Origin of the sequence: Microcoleus sp. bin38.metabat.b11b12b14.051, assembly GCF_013299165.1 — a bacterium.
Taxonomy (GTDB): domain Bacteria; phylum Cyanobacteriota; class Cyanobacteriia; order Cyanobacteriales; family Microcoleaceae; genus Microcoleus.
Genome location: NZ_JAAFKD010000002.1, coordinates 164,321 through 177,868 on the forward strand (window position 1 = coordinate 164,321; position 13,548 = coordinate 177,868).

The following is a 13,548-nucleotide window of genomic DNA, read 5'->3' on the forward strand; positions in this document are numbered from 1 at the left end:
AAATTAGTTGGTTATTTTTCAATACCGTTCAGTTAAGGTTTGTCATTGCGAGGAACGAAGCAATCGCAGTGTCTGTTTTTCGGATCGTTTTACCCCCAGGACTGTCTTAACTGAACCGTATTCGGTTAGATTTTTTTAGCCAGCCAGAGTTAGGTTTTCTCGTTAACAAAGGATTGATTGTAATACAGATTAATATTTTGAATAATTCCTGCCGACAATTCCCGTTCTGCTAAACCTATCCACATACTCTTTAACACAGGTTGTTGCTGGTAAAAGGCATGAACTTTGCGGGTTAGATCGTTGGCAGAAAAGTAATTTAAAAAGTTATTCTTATCTTCAAGGCTGTAATAAACAATCTTATTATCAGGATTAGCTTTGGAAAAACCCACCATCATCACATTACTAGCTTCTAAAGGTTGCAAAGCAGGTAAGGACAAAACCTGTAATAATCGCTGCTGCACGTCAATTCGCTGAAAATCTGCTCTTTGAATTTCAGGATAAAGTTCTATTTCACTGCGACCATCTAGGAAAAAATCAAAGCCTATAACTAGGACACTGTAAATCAACAGCGCCCGAAATTCTTCGGTATCGCAGTCGCGATTTAAGGCTATTGCTGTTTCTAATCTTTCTGGATAATCTTTAATTCTGAAAATAAGTTTTAAGCGAGAATTGGGGATTTCTGGGCGCAAATCTACGCCGGTTTGTAAACCTTCTACTTTACTCCAGTCAAAATTGTGTCCTAGAAATTCTTGTAACAAATCATAATTAATTGTGACTCCGACCCGTCCTGCGACCTGATGAAAGAAGCTTAAAATCTGTTGGAATGAATCTGCAAATTTTCTGTCTTGTCCAAAACTCAGGTTGAAACGAGCAGGATAAAGTCGCTCTCGTTCAATTTTGCAAGAAAACTCAAGACCGCATTCTCCCGTTTTTGCCACCAGTTGCTCAAAGATGTCTAGGGGATAGAGAGATTCTATTTCAAAGGCATTTTTGTGGGCACCAATCGCGTGTAGTTTTGCCTCACTATTTAATATATTATTGTAGGTAAGCATGGGTTTATAAATTTATTGATTTCAGTGAAATGCCAAGAAAACGCCGTGATTTTCAAGTAGGATACTCTTACCATATCACCACCCGTTGCAATAACCGCGAGTTTAAACTTCAAAAGCGCGAATGTCGGGAGGTGTTTCTCTACGCCATTAAGAAAGCGTTGGATAAATACAAGTTTAAGCTCTACGCTCTTTGTATTATGTCCAACCACGTTCATTATCTGATTGAACCTGCTCAACCGGATGAGTTACCCAAAATTATGCACTTTCTTAATTGGTATACAGCGATGTGTTTCAACCGGATGTTAAGGCGGACAGGGCATTTTTGGGAGAAGCGGTATTTCTGTGATGGATTTCCCGCATCAGATAGAGAACGGGCATTAAATACCTTGCGCTACATTCATGGCAACCCCAAAGCTGCAAAAATGCGTTACGGCTTTTTCTACGACTTCAGTAACTACGGCAGCTATGAACGCTTAACTCATGACGGGTTAACTCAATGGCATCCCGCTTTTTTGCGACTGGGGAACAGCTTAGAAGAATGTGCCAAAAAATACAAAGGTTTTTGCCAGAAGTACAAACCCAAGGAGAAGAACCCAACCAAGTGCCACTGGGGTAGCAAGCTACTCGGCGGGGTTCACCTTGAGAATAAGGCCTCAACGACTAACTCACCCAAAAAATCTACCTTCCGTTCCACCCCGTGCCAGGTATCGTCCGACGAAGAACTGACAAGGATTGTAGGTCAATTCATCGCTGCCAATAGAGCGCAATCATGAGGTAGAAACTGAGTTTTGACATTTTTTGAGGTGAGTGATACTGTTGAAGTGATTACTCCGCGTCGTCGCCCGCAAAAGGATTACCAATAGGATTCCAAATAAGCCCACCAAAGGATGCCGTCATGGTGCCGCCGCAAGAAGCAGAAGTGGTGGCAGTGGTGTCCCTGGCAACAGGGGCAGTTTGAATGGGGCGCAAAGATTTCTTCTTCATGAGAATACACGTCTCCTTGAATTTTGGGCAGATTTTCCGACGGACGGGTGAGCGTCACCTTTCGCTTGACTTTTTCCTGTTTGTTTGGGTCTAGTTTTCGCGTGGCAACTTTCACCGACTTTTCTATTAATTAGAATAACACTTCGTCGCAAGTTGTCAAGCTTTTTTTAGATTTTTTTTTCAGTATTTTTTATTGAATTTTTCGCAGTAGATAGCGCCCGGTTTCAAGAGCAAACCTGCCTCAAAAGCCTTAATATTGATAAATTGCTACTAGAAAATGTGGCCAGATCCGCCCCATTTAGACTCAGAAGCGATGCCTCCTTCCAGAACCAATTTAAGACCAAATTCGACCCGATCCAAAGGCACCTTTCGCCGCTCTGCTTGTGTCTCAGACAACTTCTTCTATCAGTAACCGTAATCTTCCAATCCCGTCGGATTTAACAAACGGTCTTTCGGGTCAGGAGCATCAATAATTGGCATTAATGACTGACTCGCCTACTGCCTCCCCAAAAATCTTGCCACTAGAAAATACAAAGGTTTTTGCCAGAAGTACAAACCCAAGGAGAAGAACCCAACCAAGTGCCACTGGGGTAGCAAGCTACTCGGCGGGGTTAACCTTGAGAATAAGGCCTCAACCACTAACTCACCCAAAAAATCTACCTTCCGTTCCACCCCGTGCCAGGTATCGTCCGACGTAGAACTGACAAGGATTGTAGGTCAATTCATCGCCGCCAAGAGAGCGCAATCATGAGGTAGAAACTGAGTTTTGACCTGTGTTGAGGTGAGTGATACTGTTGAAGTGATTACTCCGCGTCGTCGCCCGCAAAAGGATACGCAAATGGCAGCATCGATGCCGTCATGGTGCCGCCGCAAGAAGCAGAAGTGGTGGCAGTGGTGTCCCTGGCAACAGGGGCAGTTTGAATGGGGCGCAAAGATTTCTTCTTCATAATACAAGTCTCCTTGAATTTTGGGTAGATTTTCCGACAGACGGGTGAGCGTCACCTTTCGCTTTGACTTTTCCCTATTACGGGGAGAGTTTTTGCGTTGTTGCAACTCACCGACTTTTCTATTAATTAGATTAACATTTCACCCACACTTGTCAAGCTTTTTGGGGAACTTTTTTTGGTGATCAACTAGGGGAAAAAAGGGAGCCATCAATAGAGAGAGCCTGTTGAATAGATTGATAAGCAGTTAAACCTTGACGCTTCCCCGCCCATTGACAACTGAACGAACGGCTGCAAATAAATCTCGCCCCCATTCTGAACTCCAGCCATTGGTGATGAGCGTGATATTTCACGCTCATCCGAAACGCCTCAACCACTAACTCACCCAAAAATCTAAATCCCCTTCCGTTCCCTAACCGTGCCTATCGTTCGACGAAGAACTAACGTCATTAATACGTCAATTCATCGCTGCCAATAGAGCGCAATCATGAGGTAGAAACTGAGTTTTGACATTTTTCGAGGTGAGTGATACTGTTGAAGTGATTACTCCGCGTCGTCGCCCGCAAAAGGATATATCCCTATCTCCATCATCGTCGATGCCGTCATGGTGCCGCCGCCAGAAGCCGAAGTGGTGGCAGTGGTGTCCCTGGCAACAGGGGCAGTTTGAATGGGGCGCAAAGATTTCTTCTTCATAATACAAGTCTCCTTGAATTTTGGGTTGATTTTCCGACAGACGGGTGAGCGTCACCTTTCGCTTGACTTTGGCCTGTTTGGGTCTAGTTTTCGCGTGGCAACTTTCACCGACTTTTCTATTAATTAGAATAACACTTCGTCGCAAGTTGTCAAGCTTTTTTCAGAAACTTTTTTCAGTATTTCTTATTGAATTTTTCGCAGTAAATAGCACCAGGTTTCAAGAGCAAACCTGCCTCAAAAGCCGAAATAATGTTGATAAATTGCTGCTAGAAAATGTAGCGAGCGATCGCCATTATTTATACCATTTTGACAAAAGATTGCTACACAATAAATTTTGCTCCCTTAATGCCATTGTGGTCAGGGGTGCGTCGCTGTTAAACTGTCGATAGGTAGCTAGGGCTTGTTCGTGGCGACACACCCTACCACTAATGTTGCATTATTTTTTCTAATTGGTATTAGACTCAGAAGCGATGCCTTCCAGAACCAATTTAAGACCAAATCCGACCCCGACGGAAAGGTACTTTTGGCCTATCAGCTTGTGCCTCAGACAACTTCTTCCACCAGTAACCGTAATCTTCCAAACCCGTCGAATTTAACAATCGGTCTTTCGCGTCGGGTGCGTCAATAATTGGCATTAACGACTGACTCCAAACTGCATCTCCGTAAATCTTGCCATTTTGAGGTTTTTTCGCCTTCTCTCGCGCCAAAGTCCCCGACCCTTCCGATAGCGACCAGTAGCCTACTAACCCTGGTTCATCTCCCTTTAAACGGTGAACTAACTTCGATTGAATTTCCTTAGCCGTCCGCACTTTATTCCACACACGAACCTCAGAGATTTTACCATTAAATAAATAATCTCCGTAACCCGGTTGTTCTGTGTTCCCCGCACCAATGCGGAGGGGACGTTTAGTATTTGCTTTAAACTTGACATTCTCTTGCTTGCTCGCTTCTTGCCCGTTGACATAGAAATGAGCAGTTTGAGATTTTTGATCGTAAACCCCCGCCAAATGTACCCAAACATTAATCTCAATACTCGGCCCACCCAACACAGTCCAACTCGCTCCCACTTCACCGCTACCCAGCCAAAACTCCCATTTCATATCGGGAGTTGCGTAGAACAAATAGCCCTTGCAACCATTCACATCAGAGCCATCCCGCGAAGTCAATACCGATCGGTATCCGTCGCCTCCAATGAACATCACCCACATTTCAGCGGTGAACGTAGTGGGATTGATTTCCTTGGCATAATCAACATCAATCTTGTCATCAATGCCGTCAAAATTAAGCACTGTTTGCAAACGTTCTTGCACAGCATTCGTATTCGTCATAGTAACTATCTCCTGTGTTGCAATTACTTCTGATATCGCAGGAATTTCTGAAAACTCCCAAGTCGCCCCGTGAATTGTCCCGTGATTAGCATTTTGAGTCTTGTCGCAAACTGTATTGGCCGTACCTTCATTGAAAGGCCAATAGCCAGCTAGTCCCGGTTCATTTCCTGCCAAACAGCGAGACATATCCGCTTGAATTTCTGCCTGACTGCGGCATTTATTCCAAATTTGGATTTCCGAAAGTTGACCCTTCCAGCATTCTGCACCTTGAGGATTTTTCGTGCCAATCAACCAACTAATGCTGCTAGATTTTTTCCGGCGTTTGCCATCCAAAGTCTGCACGAGTTCACTATTTACATAAAAATGTAGCTTGCTGTTAGCTTCAAATACTAGCGCTAGATGAAACCAAGTGCCTGCTACAAGCTTAGCTGAGGTAGTGTTGTAATTTTTCCTCTTATAAACCGTGAACCGAAGCTGGTTGTTAAATAAACCAAAACCCCAAGCTGGATGCTCCGAAAATACTCTTTGCACCCCCTTATTTGTTTTAGTTTTCACCCAAGCTTCTACGGTAAAGTTGTTGCCTAGTTCGCAGGAAATATGGGGGATGGCAACATAACTCTTTACCCCGTCAAAGGTCAGAACTGGTCGGTTGTTCTTTAGGAGATTCGTCATCACTTTGATTCCTGCTAGCTTAAGAGTTTAGATATGAATTGGAGAAGGAGGCTAAGTTTCCCATTTCATATCTAAACTTTTTAGTTGAAAAATTAGCCGTTATTTTGGGCAGAAAAAATGACAAAAGTGGTTTTTACCGCCTGCCGCCCCAGCAGCCACAACCAGAAGTTTTAAGCTGCTGATAACTGCGGTAAGCAAAAGCTGCTGGGTCATTGTAATTTGCCCCGTGCATCAAATCGATGCGAATGTCAACCAAATCTTCTGACCGGCCGTTCACAACATCCACAGAATGGTAGGGGTGAATGAGTTCCGGTCTTTTCACAGGTGCTGATAATTTCGGCAGCTTCATAATATGTCCAAATTAGTAAGGAGTAGACCAAGAACGCACTTCGCCCAACGTCACTGGGATAATGTCGCTCACATCAATTGTAAAGCGGTAAACTTTCTTAGCTCGGCGGCTGTTTTCTGGGTCAAAGAACTTCAATTTCACATCCCAGCAATCGCTATCAAGTCGGCAGAACGGGCTTTTTTCTACTGTGATGCTGTCGAGTTCCATGCCTGTCGCGACTGCTTCAGCGAAGGTAGAAGCGGCTTGGAAAGCGTTAGTAGCTGCAAAGTTGAGCGCCCGGTCTTGCGAAGTGGTTCCCAAGTTCCGCAAATCGTAGTAAATGCGGTTGAGGAAGCTGCCGAGGGTGCGCCGCATCGTTTCTTCAGTTGCTTCTGTTGCGGTAGTCCGTACCGTTTCTAAAGCAGCCGTGACGAGGGTATTTACTTTCCAACTGTACATTCCTCGCGTGTTGTGCGGCTCAATCACCGGCACCACTTGTCCTGAGAAAAGTTTCACAGTTCTGCCGCTGAGTACCCCTGGAATGGTGACTCGTTCTACATAATTTTCGCTCTCTTCCGCCTCTACCTGACCCGCCAAAAATTCTTGCAAAATCCCGTAGACATCGCGGCCAAAAGCTCCGACCGGCTCAATGGCGTAAACCGGCGTTAATTCCAGGTTAAGCGTCCAAATTAAAGCTTTTGCTTCCGATGGGTTTTGTTCCAGATAGTCCGCCATTTGACGGGCGTCGTAGGGGTTGGACGGCACTGCGGTATTCTCAATTTCATAGGCAGGCATGAGTTGCTTAAACGAGTCGCGCCTTGCTTCGCTGCCGAAGTCGTAGCCTAGGGTTCCCAAGGCGTAGACGAGTTGGGAATCTTCCAAATCGCTGGGTGCTTGGCTGGCTGCGATGCCGGTGGGTCTGTTGTTGGACATAAAAGAGTTTCCTGCACTAGATGAATTGATTGGGCGGGGCAAAGAAGTTTCTGCTGCTGTAGCTGCTGGTATAGAGGGGCTTACTTCTGCTGAAGCCGCTGAAGTAAAGAGTTCTAAGTTTGAAAGTTCGGGCGCTTGGTTGAGAGATTCCGGCACTTGCTCAGAAACCCCCGAGCCCAGATCAATAGTTCCGTCGCAGCCGCAGCCTGCTGCTTCAACTCCTTCTAATTCCTCGGACATCTTTCCTCCTTGAAGTAAATAATAAGTTGCGCCCAGAATGTTGAGCTTTCCAGCCAAACAGCGGCGATCGCTCTCTGGTAGATCTGCATCGCAAGGTAAGGCACTCTTTAAAATGGCATCTCGTACTTTTCCAGGATCGGGCGTTTCTCCCGCCTGAATTTGCAAGCTGAGCAGCAAAGCCACAACTCCAGATACAATCGGTGTTGCAAAACTGGTACCGCTCAACCTGACTGTGCCTCCTCCTGGTTTGGCCCCCAAGATATTTTCTCCTGGTGCCAGAATGCCTTGATTTTGGTAGGTTTCACCCCAGTTGCTAAAGTCGATCGGCAAGCCCAGATCGTCCATTGCCCCTACTGCCAAGACAGCCGGAAGTGAGGCCGGAACGTGCAAGCATTCGCAGCCGTCGTTGCCCGCTGCGGCCACAATTAAAACATTGCGTTCTTGGCACAGTTGCACCGCCTTTGCCAGCAAGCCTTCGGCTTCACCTATTTCCGTCAGTTGACCGCCACTGATGTTGATGACGTGAGCTCCTGCATTGACGGCTTGCTCGATCGCCCGAGATAGATCGAGTTGAGCCAGTTTCAGGCGATCGTCCGCAAAAATCGGAACAACTAAGCCCCGACATTGCGGCGCTATGCCACGTACCTCAGATCTTCTGTGCTGACCAAAAATGATGCTGGCAACGTGCGTGCCATGCAGCGACATGGCACCTGAGACTTGTGCTTCCCCCTTGACCAAGGTTGGCAGCCGCGTCAGATTTGCTCCCTCAAAACAGGGGTGAACCCGGTCAACTAACCCATCAAGGACTGCTACGCAAATCTGCGAATCTCCTTGAGTTTTTGTCCACAGCTCTCGGATACCTGGTAGCTCTGTTAAGTCGGGCATGAACTCTGAAAAATACTTTGACCAAGCTTTTCTAAAGCTTGGAAAATATATTACAGCAGGCTGTACTGCTAAATTTCTCTCTATGACAAATTTAATGTAAATTTTTGTAGCTTTCGATCCGGGTAGAAGCATGAGGGGGTCAGACCGCCTACAACCCGCAGATTTCGATCGAGGATCGAGGTAAGTAAGACTTACCCATTGACAAAATGATTGTATTGTGCATACCTCTGAAGAGAGGCGATCGCTATTCACTCATGAGACAGAATTCGGTTGCCGAACTTCCTTCTTTCCGAGGTTTCAATTATTAGTTGTTGGGCCGCCAGGAGAAGGTACAGATTGAATCGGTGTCGGAGGCCAATTAGAGCGACTTTTGCTGAGAGTAGCCGACACCAAAGCATAGCCCAAAACAGCAGGTAGCACGATCGCGCTCAGAAACACGATCGCCGCCGCCCAAGTCATCGCATTCGACATCGGGCCGTAATGACTGCGGTAAGGGTCAAACGTTGGTAAATTCGGTCTCGGGGCGTCCCGCAGCGCGATCGGACGTTTGAACCGTACCCGCCTGTCATCGAGCTTTTCGAGCAAAATCCAGCCCACCTCCGCCTCTTCCCGACACAGCTTGTGAAAAATCGCCGGATTGCGAAACAAATCGCTGCTAGCCCGCACAATCTTGTACTCCCAAACTGTCAAATCATCTTTCTGAGCGCGATCGGATTTGGGATTGCCGTTGGCGATCGCATTTTCAGGCGCCGTAAAATTATCTTCTTGAGATTCGTGCCGAGTCAAAACTTCCTCCTCCTCATCGCATTTTTGCCCTGCCGACAATTGCTCGCGGATCACCAAAATACCCGCAATTGCAGCCTCCAAGCCGAGACTGCCAACCATCAAACTCCAGATCGTAATTTCAGTCATAAAAGGAGTTAAAAGTTAAAAATTAAAAACAAAAAAGACTCGCTTTTAACTTTCAATCTTTAATTTTAAAATAGCCTTCCACCACACAATCTGCACCCACCGCGCGCCAAGAAACCCGCTCTAAAGTCAAAGCATCAGTCATTGCCGAAAAACCCAAATCTCCCACAGGAGTAGGAGCTTCTCGCCCGCCCACAATTTTAGGAGCAATAAAAGCCATAATTTTTTGGACTGCACCCTCAGCAATTGCCTTGGCCGCCAAAGTGCCGCCGCACTCCCACAGTACAGAAAGAAAACCTCGATCGTACAAATAAGCCATCACATTAGTCGGCGTCAGCGGCGACAACTCCACAACTTCCACCCCTTTAGCCATCAAAAACTCCTGAAATTCCGGGTTAGCCCCAGGCTCAGTCAGCACCAAAGTAGCAGCCGAGGAGGTTTCCCACAACCAAGCCGACTTCGGCAAATCCAGAGTGCGGCTCATCACCACCCGCAGAGGATTATTTCTGTCAGGCTGGTGGCTAGTCAATAGGGGATTGTCCATACGCACCGTATTTCCGCCAACAATCACCGCATCGCAGCCGACGCGCACCACGTGTACCTCGCTGCGAGCCTCCTGGCCCGTCACCCAAGCGCTGTGACCGCTACTGGTAGCAATTTTACCGTCCAAAGTCATCGCATATTTCAAAATTCCAAAAGGTCGCCGGTACAAAATGCGGTGTACGAAAGCCTCGTTGAGTTTTTGACAAGCTTCTCCTTCCACTCCCGCCACCACTTCTATCCCCGCTTCCCGCAACCGGGCCAGCCCAGTTCCCGCTACCAACGGATTCGGATCGACCATCCCAGCCACTACTTTTGCCACCTTGGCATTAACTAAAGCTTCGGAACAGGGAGGAGTCCGCCCGTAGTGGTTGCAGGGTTCCAGATTGACATAAACTGTCGCTCCGGCGGCGAGTTCCCCGGCTTCACGGAGCGCAAACACTTCGGCGTGAGGTTGACCGGCACCGGGGTGAAACCCTTCGCCGACAATCTTGCCGTCTCTGACAACTACGGCACCTACGAGGGGGTTGGGTGCGGTTTTGCCGAGGGCGCGGCGGGCCAATTCTATGCAGCGGCGCATCATGGCTCGATCGAACTCTTGAATTTCGCTGTTGTCCAGTTGTTTTGTACCTTGCTGCTGTGGCTTTGCTAAGCTGGCGATCGCCTTAGCGTCCGCCGGATAAGTTTCCATGAGATTTTGCTCTGATATCTAACCTCAGTTTAGTTAGTTTGATGCTAATTTAGGCGAGCAGCCCGACGATCGATTGTATCTGCGCGCGTGTTGACTCAAGGTCGATCAGATCGCGCGTCGGGCGATCGATCCCCACACCAGCCAACAAATAGCTTTAACATAAAGAAATCAGAACAGGCGCTTGAGAAAAAACGATGAGTCAGGATATGCAGCGGGAATTTGCCAGTCGCGAGGAATTAATAGCCTACGTGCGCCAACAGTTCCCCGAAGCCGCCGCCCGAGATAGCAACGTACCCGCAACCGCAGGCGGGCGCAAAGCAGCCGAGACAGTGCTGCAACAAATTGACCCCAGCCAATACGCCTCCACCCGCAATTTCCTCAACGGTGCCGTAACCCGCTTGTCGCCCTATTTACGTTACGGCGTTTTGAGTCTTGCAGAAGTACGCGATGCCGTGCTAGCCAAGGTGCGGCATCCAGAAGATGCTGTCAAACTCGTCAACGAGTTGGGTTGGCGGGATTACTGGCAACGACTGTACGCCGAATTTGGCAATGGAATTTGGAGCGATCGCGAACCCTACAAAACTGGTTACACTGCTAAAGATTACAGCGAAACTCTGCCGCAGGATGTAGTCGAAGGCACTACTGGTTTAGTTTGCATCGACAGTTTCAGCCGCCAGTTGCAGGAAACAGGTTATTTGCACAACCACCAGCGGATGTGGATGGCTGCTTATCTGGTACACTGGCGGCGCGTGCGGTGGCAAGCCGGAGCTCGCTGGTTTTTGCAACACTTGCTAGACGGAGATCCAGCCAGCAACAATCTTTCTTGGCAGTGGGTAGCCAGCACTTTTAGTCACAAACCTTATTTTTTCAATCGGGAAAATCTGGAGCGTTATACTAAGCGGGTGTATTGTCGCGATTGTCCTTTTTACGGACAATGCGATTTTGAGGGAAGTTACGAATATTTGGAGAGCAAGTTGTTTCCGAATGGGGAAAAGGTCGATCGTACCGGCGGTTCTAAAAGTTGGCAACGCCCTCAAAAGGGAAGGAAAAATTAAGCAAGTTCGCCAACATACTCTACATGATGTTTGATAAAGGTTTGTAGTGAGGACTTCAGTCCGCATCAAATTCAGAGGACTGAAGTCCTCACTACAAACCAAATTACCAATTACCAAGTTATGAACAATCCAATTATTTGGCTGCACGGCGACTGTTTGAGTCCACAAGGCCCCGCATTTCAAGCACACCCAGACGCACCAGCAATCTGGGTTTGGGACGACGCGCTCATCGGTGAATGGCAGTTGAGTCTCAAACGAATGGTGTTTATTTACGAATGTTTGCTAGAGTTGCCGGTAGTTATTCGGCGCGGCGATGTGGTGGCGGAAGTTATCACTTTTGCACGAGAATCCGGTGCAAATCAAGTGGTGACTGCTGAAAGTCCCAGTCCTAGGTTTGACGATATTTGCCGGGAAATTAGGCGCTCTATGCCTGTAGAAGTTTTGCCCCCCGAAGCCTTTGTCCGCTACGATGGCTACATTGATTTAAAGCGTTTTTCCCGCTACTGGCGCGTCGCCGAAAAATATGTTTTTTAATTGGGAATTGGTAATTGGGAATTGGGAATTGGGAATTGGGAATTGGGAATTGGGAATTGGTCGAAAAATAAGGAACGAAAATTTAATAACTTAAGCACCTCCTACAATCCTTTAGTGTATAAGCTGTGGGGTAAAAGGAGGCAGAGCCTCCAGATATGCGTTACCAGGCAGAGCCTGGTAACAAGCAAAAAAGCAAAACAGGCAAAAGTTATTTAATTTTCATTCCTAAGCAACAGCCAAAACCGACTATCTTATTTTTTTCCTGTTCCCTCTGACCAATGACTGATGACAACTGACTAATGACAACTGACAACTGACAACTGACAACTGACAACTGACAACTGACAACTGACTCAACTGCCCTTCAAACGCTGCAACAGCCATTGAAACCTAGATTGAGCTAAATCTGGACTTTCCATATTATTTAGCCCGATCGCCCGCTCGTCGTCAGGGTCTTGGTATATTAAATAATCAGTATCTTCGCCGAAACGCCTGACAGTACCCCGCAGCCTCGATGACAGAAATTTAGTAATCGCGCGGTAAAACCGCAGGGAAAACAGCACGTCTTGCTCGAGTTTTTCCGTCAGCAGCCGCCTGGGAATTGACAGAATCAGCGACTCTTCGATCACCGTAACGCTAGCAGAAGGAAGCCTCCCGTCTACAAAAGACATTTCGCCCAACACTTCCCCGCAGATAATTTTGCCAATTTCTTTGTTGCCCAAAGATGATACAGAAACGCTCAAAGTTCCATCCAGAACTATGTAAAGGGCGTCTAAGGGTTGACCTTCGACGATCAAGGTGGTGCCGGGGGGAACTTTGGTGCGGGTGCCGTTGGCGAGCATCCAATCGATGTCGCGATCGCTCAATTCGCCTAAGATTACTAGAACTTTGCTCATAAAGTCAGGTTGAGATAAGATAGTTTGTATTTTTTTACTTGCTTAGTTGCGTGCTGTTGTCAGAGGGTCAGATTCTGAGCGAAAACGAAGCCTAAACTTTACCAATAAAATACTAAGTTTTACACGATTCCAATTATATTCAGTAATTTTGACACGATCGATCTACAATTCATCGCGAGCATGAGTGCTATTCTACATTACTTGTCGCCAGCAAGTGCAGCAGCCGATCGCCCGCCCGATACCACTACCCTTGTTTCGGACGCCTCGATTGCCAAAAGCAACATTTATTGCAGTTTGCTGTATGTGTGTGGCGAGCGGGTACGCCACCAACAGCCGGGTTTTTGGGCTGTTGTCGAGAGTGCAGCGCCCCCGAGTACATCATTGTAGAATGCTGTTGGCGGCGCGCGATCGACCCTTAACAGTTGACAGTTGACAGTTGACAGAAGAGCCCCGAGCGAAGTCGAGGGGTTGACTTCGGAGTGCGAAGTTTTTAGGCAGGGGATTTAAGCCCCTGCCTAAAAACAATCCACCTAAAGGTGGGGGCTTGAATCCCCTGTGATGACGGTCAATACTATTTTAGATTTGAGATTTTAGATGGGAATCAGCGATCGAGCTGTTGGTTTCGAGGTAGTCTGGGGTGGCATTTTTTTGGGGAAAGCGGCACGAGCAGTGATGGTGAAATCCTCCCAAGGATTGATTTTTAGCAGCTCGATGTGTAAATTAAAATTAGCCGATAAACCGGCTGTCTGTTGTTGAATCTAATCAGCAGAGAGAGTTGACTGTTAAACGGTTGAATGCCAATCTAGGAACAACACAACTCTTTTTTGTGTCATTTTTTAGCAAAGCTCTCAACTTTAGCTCTCA

Annotated in this window: 14 protein-coding genes; 4 read left to right on the forward strand and 10 right to left on the reverse strand. The window is 47.1% G+C overall.

The window, feature by feature from the left end:
* Nucleotides 1-149: 149 nt before the first annotated feature.
* The gene (locus QZW47_RS03250) at nucleotides 150-1,052 is read right to left on the reverse strand and encodes a LynF/TruF/PatF family peptide O-prenyltransferase (protein WP_293123803.1); all 903 of its coding nucleotides are present in this window, start codon (nucleotides 1,050-1,052) and stop codon (nucleotides 150-152) included.
* Nucleotides 1,053-1,081: 29 nt separating this feature from the next.
* Between QZW47_RS03250 and QZW47_RS03255 the strand changes: the two genes are divergently transcribed.
* A complete protein-coding gene (locus tag QZW47_RS03255; protein WP_293123806.1) occupies nucleotides 1,082-1,825 on the forward strand; it encodes a transposase in 744 nt (247 codons plus the stop codon).
* Nucleotides 1,826-1,877: 52 nt separating this feature from the next.
* Here the strand turns inward: QZW47_RS03255 and QZW47_RS03260 are convergent, their stop codons facing one another.
* The 8 genes from QZW47_RS03260 to ribD all read right to left on the reverse strand — a co-directional run bounded on the left by QZW47_RS03260 (nucleotide 1,878) and on the right by ribD (nucleotide 10,199).
* Nucleotides 1,878-2,036 carry an anacyclamide/piricyclamide family prenylated cyclic peptide gene (locus QZW47_RS03260; RefSeq protein ID WP_293123809.1) on the reverse strand — a complete coding sequence of 53 codons (159 nt, stop codon included), beginning with the start codon at nucleotides 2,034-2,036 and terminating at the stop codon, nucleotides 1,878-1,880.
* Nucleotides 2,037-2,839: 803 nt separating this feature from the next.
* Nucleotides 2,840-2,983: an anacyclamide/piricyclamide family prenylated cyclic peptide gene (locus QZW47_RS03265; RefSeq protein WP_293123812.1), complete on the reverse strand. Its 144-nt coding sequence runs from the start codon at nucleotides 2,981-2,983 to the stop codon at nucleotides 2,840-2,842.
* Nucleotides 2,984-3,523: 540 nt separating this feature from the next.
* A complete protein-coding gene (locus QZW47_RS03270; RefSeq protein ID WP_293123815.1) occupies nucleotides 3,524-3,673 on the reverse strand; it encodes an anacyclamide/piricyclamide family prenylated cyclic peptide in 150 nt (49 codons plus the stop codon).
* Nucleotides 3,674-4,161: 488 nt separating this feature from the next.
* Nucleotides 4,162-5,673, reverse strand: a complete 1,512-nt coding sequence (locus QZW47_RS03275) for a LamG-like jellyroll fold domain-containing protein (protein ID WP_293123818.1) — start codon at nucleotides 5,671-5,673, stop codon at nucleotides 4,162-4,164.
* A 133-nt stretch (nucleotides 5,674-5,806) separates the two neighbouring features.
* Nucleotides 5,807-6,022 carry a cyanobactin biosynthesis system PatB/AcyB/McaB family protein gene (locus QZW47_RS03280; protein ID WP_293123821.1) on the reverse strand — a complete coding sequence of 72 codons (216 nt, stop codon included), beginning with the start codon at nucleotides 6,020-6,022 and terminating at the stop codon, nucleotides 5,807-5,809.
* Nucleotides 6,023-6,034: 12 nt separating this feature from the next.
* A complete protein-coding gene (locus QZW47_RS03285; RefSeq protein WP_293123823.1) occupies nucleotides 6,035-8,059 on the reverse strand; it encodes a PatA/PatG family cyanobactin maturation protease in 2,025 nt (674 codons plus the stop codon).
* Nucleotides 8,060-8,356: 297 nt separating this feature from the next.
* Nucleotides 8,357-8,971: a hypothetical protein gene (locus QZW47_RS03290; RefSeq protein ID WP_293123826.1), complete on the reverse strand. Its 615-nt coding sequence runs from the start codon at nucleotides 8,969-8,971 to the stop codon at nucleotides 8,357-8,359.
* 52 nt (nucleotides 8,972-9,023) lie between these two features.
* On the reverse strand, nucleotides 9,024-10,199 hold the full coding sequence (gene ribD / locus QZW47_RS03295) for a bifunctional diaminohydroxyphosphoribosylaminopyrimidine deaminase/5-amino-6-(5-phosphoribosylamino)uracil reductase RibD (RefSeq protein WP_293123829.1): 1,176 nt from the start codon (nucleotides 10,197-10,199) through the stop codon (nucleotides 9,024-9,026).
* A 194-nt stretch (nucleotides 10,200-10,393) separates the two neighbouring features.
* Here ribD and QZW47_RS03300 point away from each other — a divergent pair, with 194 nt between their 5' ends.
* Together QZW47_RS03300 and QZW47_RS03305 are read left to right on the forward strand one after the other, a co-directional pair.
* Entirely contained in the window at nucleotides 10,394-11,254 is an 861-nt protein-coding gene (locus QZW47_RS03300; RefSeq protein ID WP_293123832.1) for an FAD-binding domain-containing protein, read from the forward strand.
* Nucleotides 11,255-11,374: 120 nt separating this feature from the next.
* Nucleotides 11,375-11,788 carry a hypothetical protein gene (locus tag QZW47_RS03305; protein WP_293123835.1) on the forward strand — a complete coding sequence of 138 codons (414 nt, stop codon included), beginning with the start codon at nucleotides 11,375-11,377 and terminating at the stop codon, nucleotides 11,786-11,788.
* 353 nt (nucleotides 11,789-12,141) lie between these two features.
* Here the strand turns inward: QZW47_RS03305 and QZW47_RS03310 are convergent, their stop codons facing one another.
* The gene (locus QZW47_RS03310) at nucleotides 12,142-12,684 is read right to left on the reverse strand and encodes a cyclic nucleotide-binding domain-containing protein (protein ID WP_293123838.1); all 543 of its coding nucleotides are present in this window, start codon (nucleotides 12,682-12,684) and stop codon (nucleotides 12,142-12,144) included.
* Nucleotides 12,685-12,868: 184 nt separating this feature from the next.
* Here QZW47_RS03310 and QZW47_RS03315 point away from each other — a divergent pair, with 184 nt between their 5' ends.
* A complete protein-coding gene (locus QZW47_RS03315; protein ID WP_293123841.1) occupies nucleotides 12,869-13,117 on the forward strand; it encodes a hypothetical protein in 249 nt (82 codons plus the stop codon).
* The last annotated feature ends 431 nt before the right edge of the window (nucleotides 13,118-13,548 follow it).

What these genes read in the sequence shown, in the direction of transcription:
- QZW47_RS03280 (WP_293123821.1), bottom strand. Translation starts at nt 6,022, where the DNA reads ATGAAGCTGCCGAAATTATCAGCACCTGTGAAAAGACCGGAACTCATT.
- ribD (WP_293123829.1), bottom strand. Translation starts at nt 10,199, where the DNA reads ATGGAAACTTATCCGGCGGACGCTAAGGCGATCGCCAGCTTAGCAAAG.
- QZW47_RS03290 (WP_293123826.1), bottom strand. Translation starts at nt 8,971, where the DNA reads ATGACTGAAATTACGATCTGGAGTTTGATGGTTGGCAGTCTCGGCTTG.
- QZW47_RS03275 (WP_293123818.1), bottom strand. Translation starts at nt 5,673, where the DNA reads ATGACGAATCTCCTAAAGAACAACCGACCAGTTCTGACCTTTGACGGG.
- QZW47_RS03270 (WP_293123815.1), bottom strand. Translation starts at nt 3,673, where the DNA reads ATGAAGAAGAAATCTTTGCGCCCCATTCAAACTGCCCCTGTTGCCAGG.
- QZW47_RS03250 (WP_293123803.1), bottom strand. Translation starts at nt 1,052, where the DNA reads ATGCTTACCTACAATAATATATTAAATAGTGAGGCAAAACTACACGCG.
- QZW47_RS03305 (WP_293123835.1), top strand. Translation starts at nt 11,375, where the DNA reads ATGAACAATCCAATTATTTGGCTGCACGGCGACTGTTTGAGTCCACAA.
- QZW47_RS03300 (WP_293123832.1), top strand. Translation starts at nt 10,394, where the DNA reads ATGAGTCAGGATATGCAGCGGGAATTTGCCAGTCGCGAGGAATTAATA.
- QZW47_RS03265 (WP_293123812.1), bottom strand. Translation starts at nt 2,983, where the DNA reads ATGAAGAAGAAATCTTTGCGCCCCATTCAAACTGCCCCTGTTGCCAGG.
- QZW47_RS03285 (WP_293123823.1), bottom strand. Translation starts at nt 8,059, where the DNA reads ATGCCCGACTTAACAGAGCTACCAGGTATCCGAGAGCTGTGGACAAAA.
- QZW47_RS03260 (WP_293123809.1), bottom strand. Translation starts at nt 2,036, where the DNA reads ATGAAGAAGAAATCTTTGCGCCCCATTCAAACTGCCCCTGTTGCCAGG.
- QZW47_RS03310 (WP_293123838.1), bottom strand. Translation starts at nt 12,684, where the DNA reads ATGAGCAAAGTTCTAGTAATCTTAGGCGAATTGAGCGATCGCGACATC.
- QZW47_RS03255 (WP_293123806.1), top strand. Translation starts at nt 1,082, where the DNA reads ATGCCAAGAAAACGCCGTGATTTTCAAGTAGGATACTCTTACCATATC.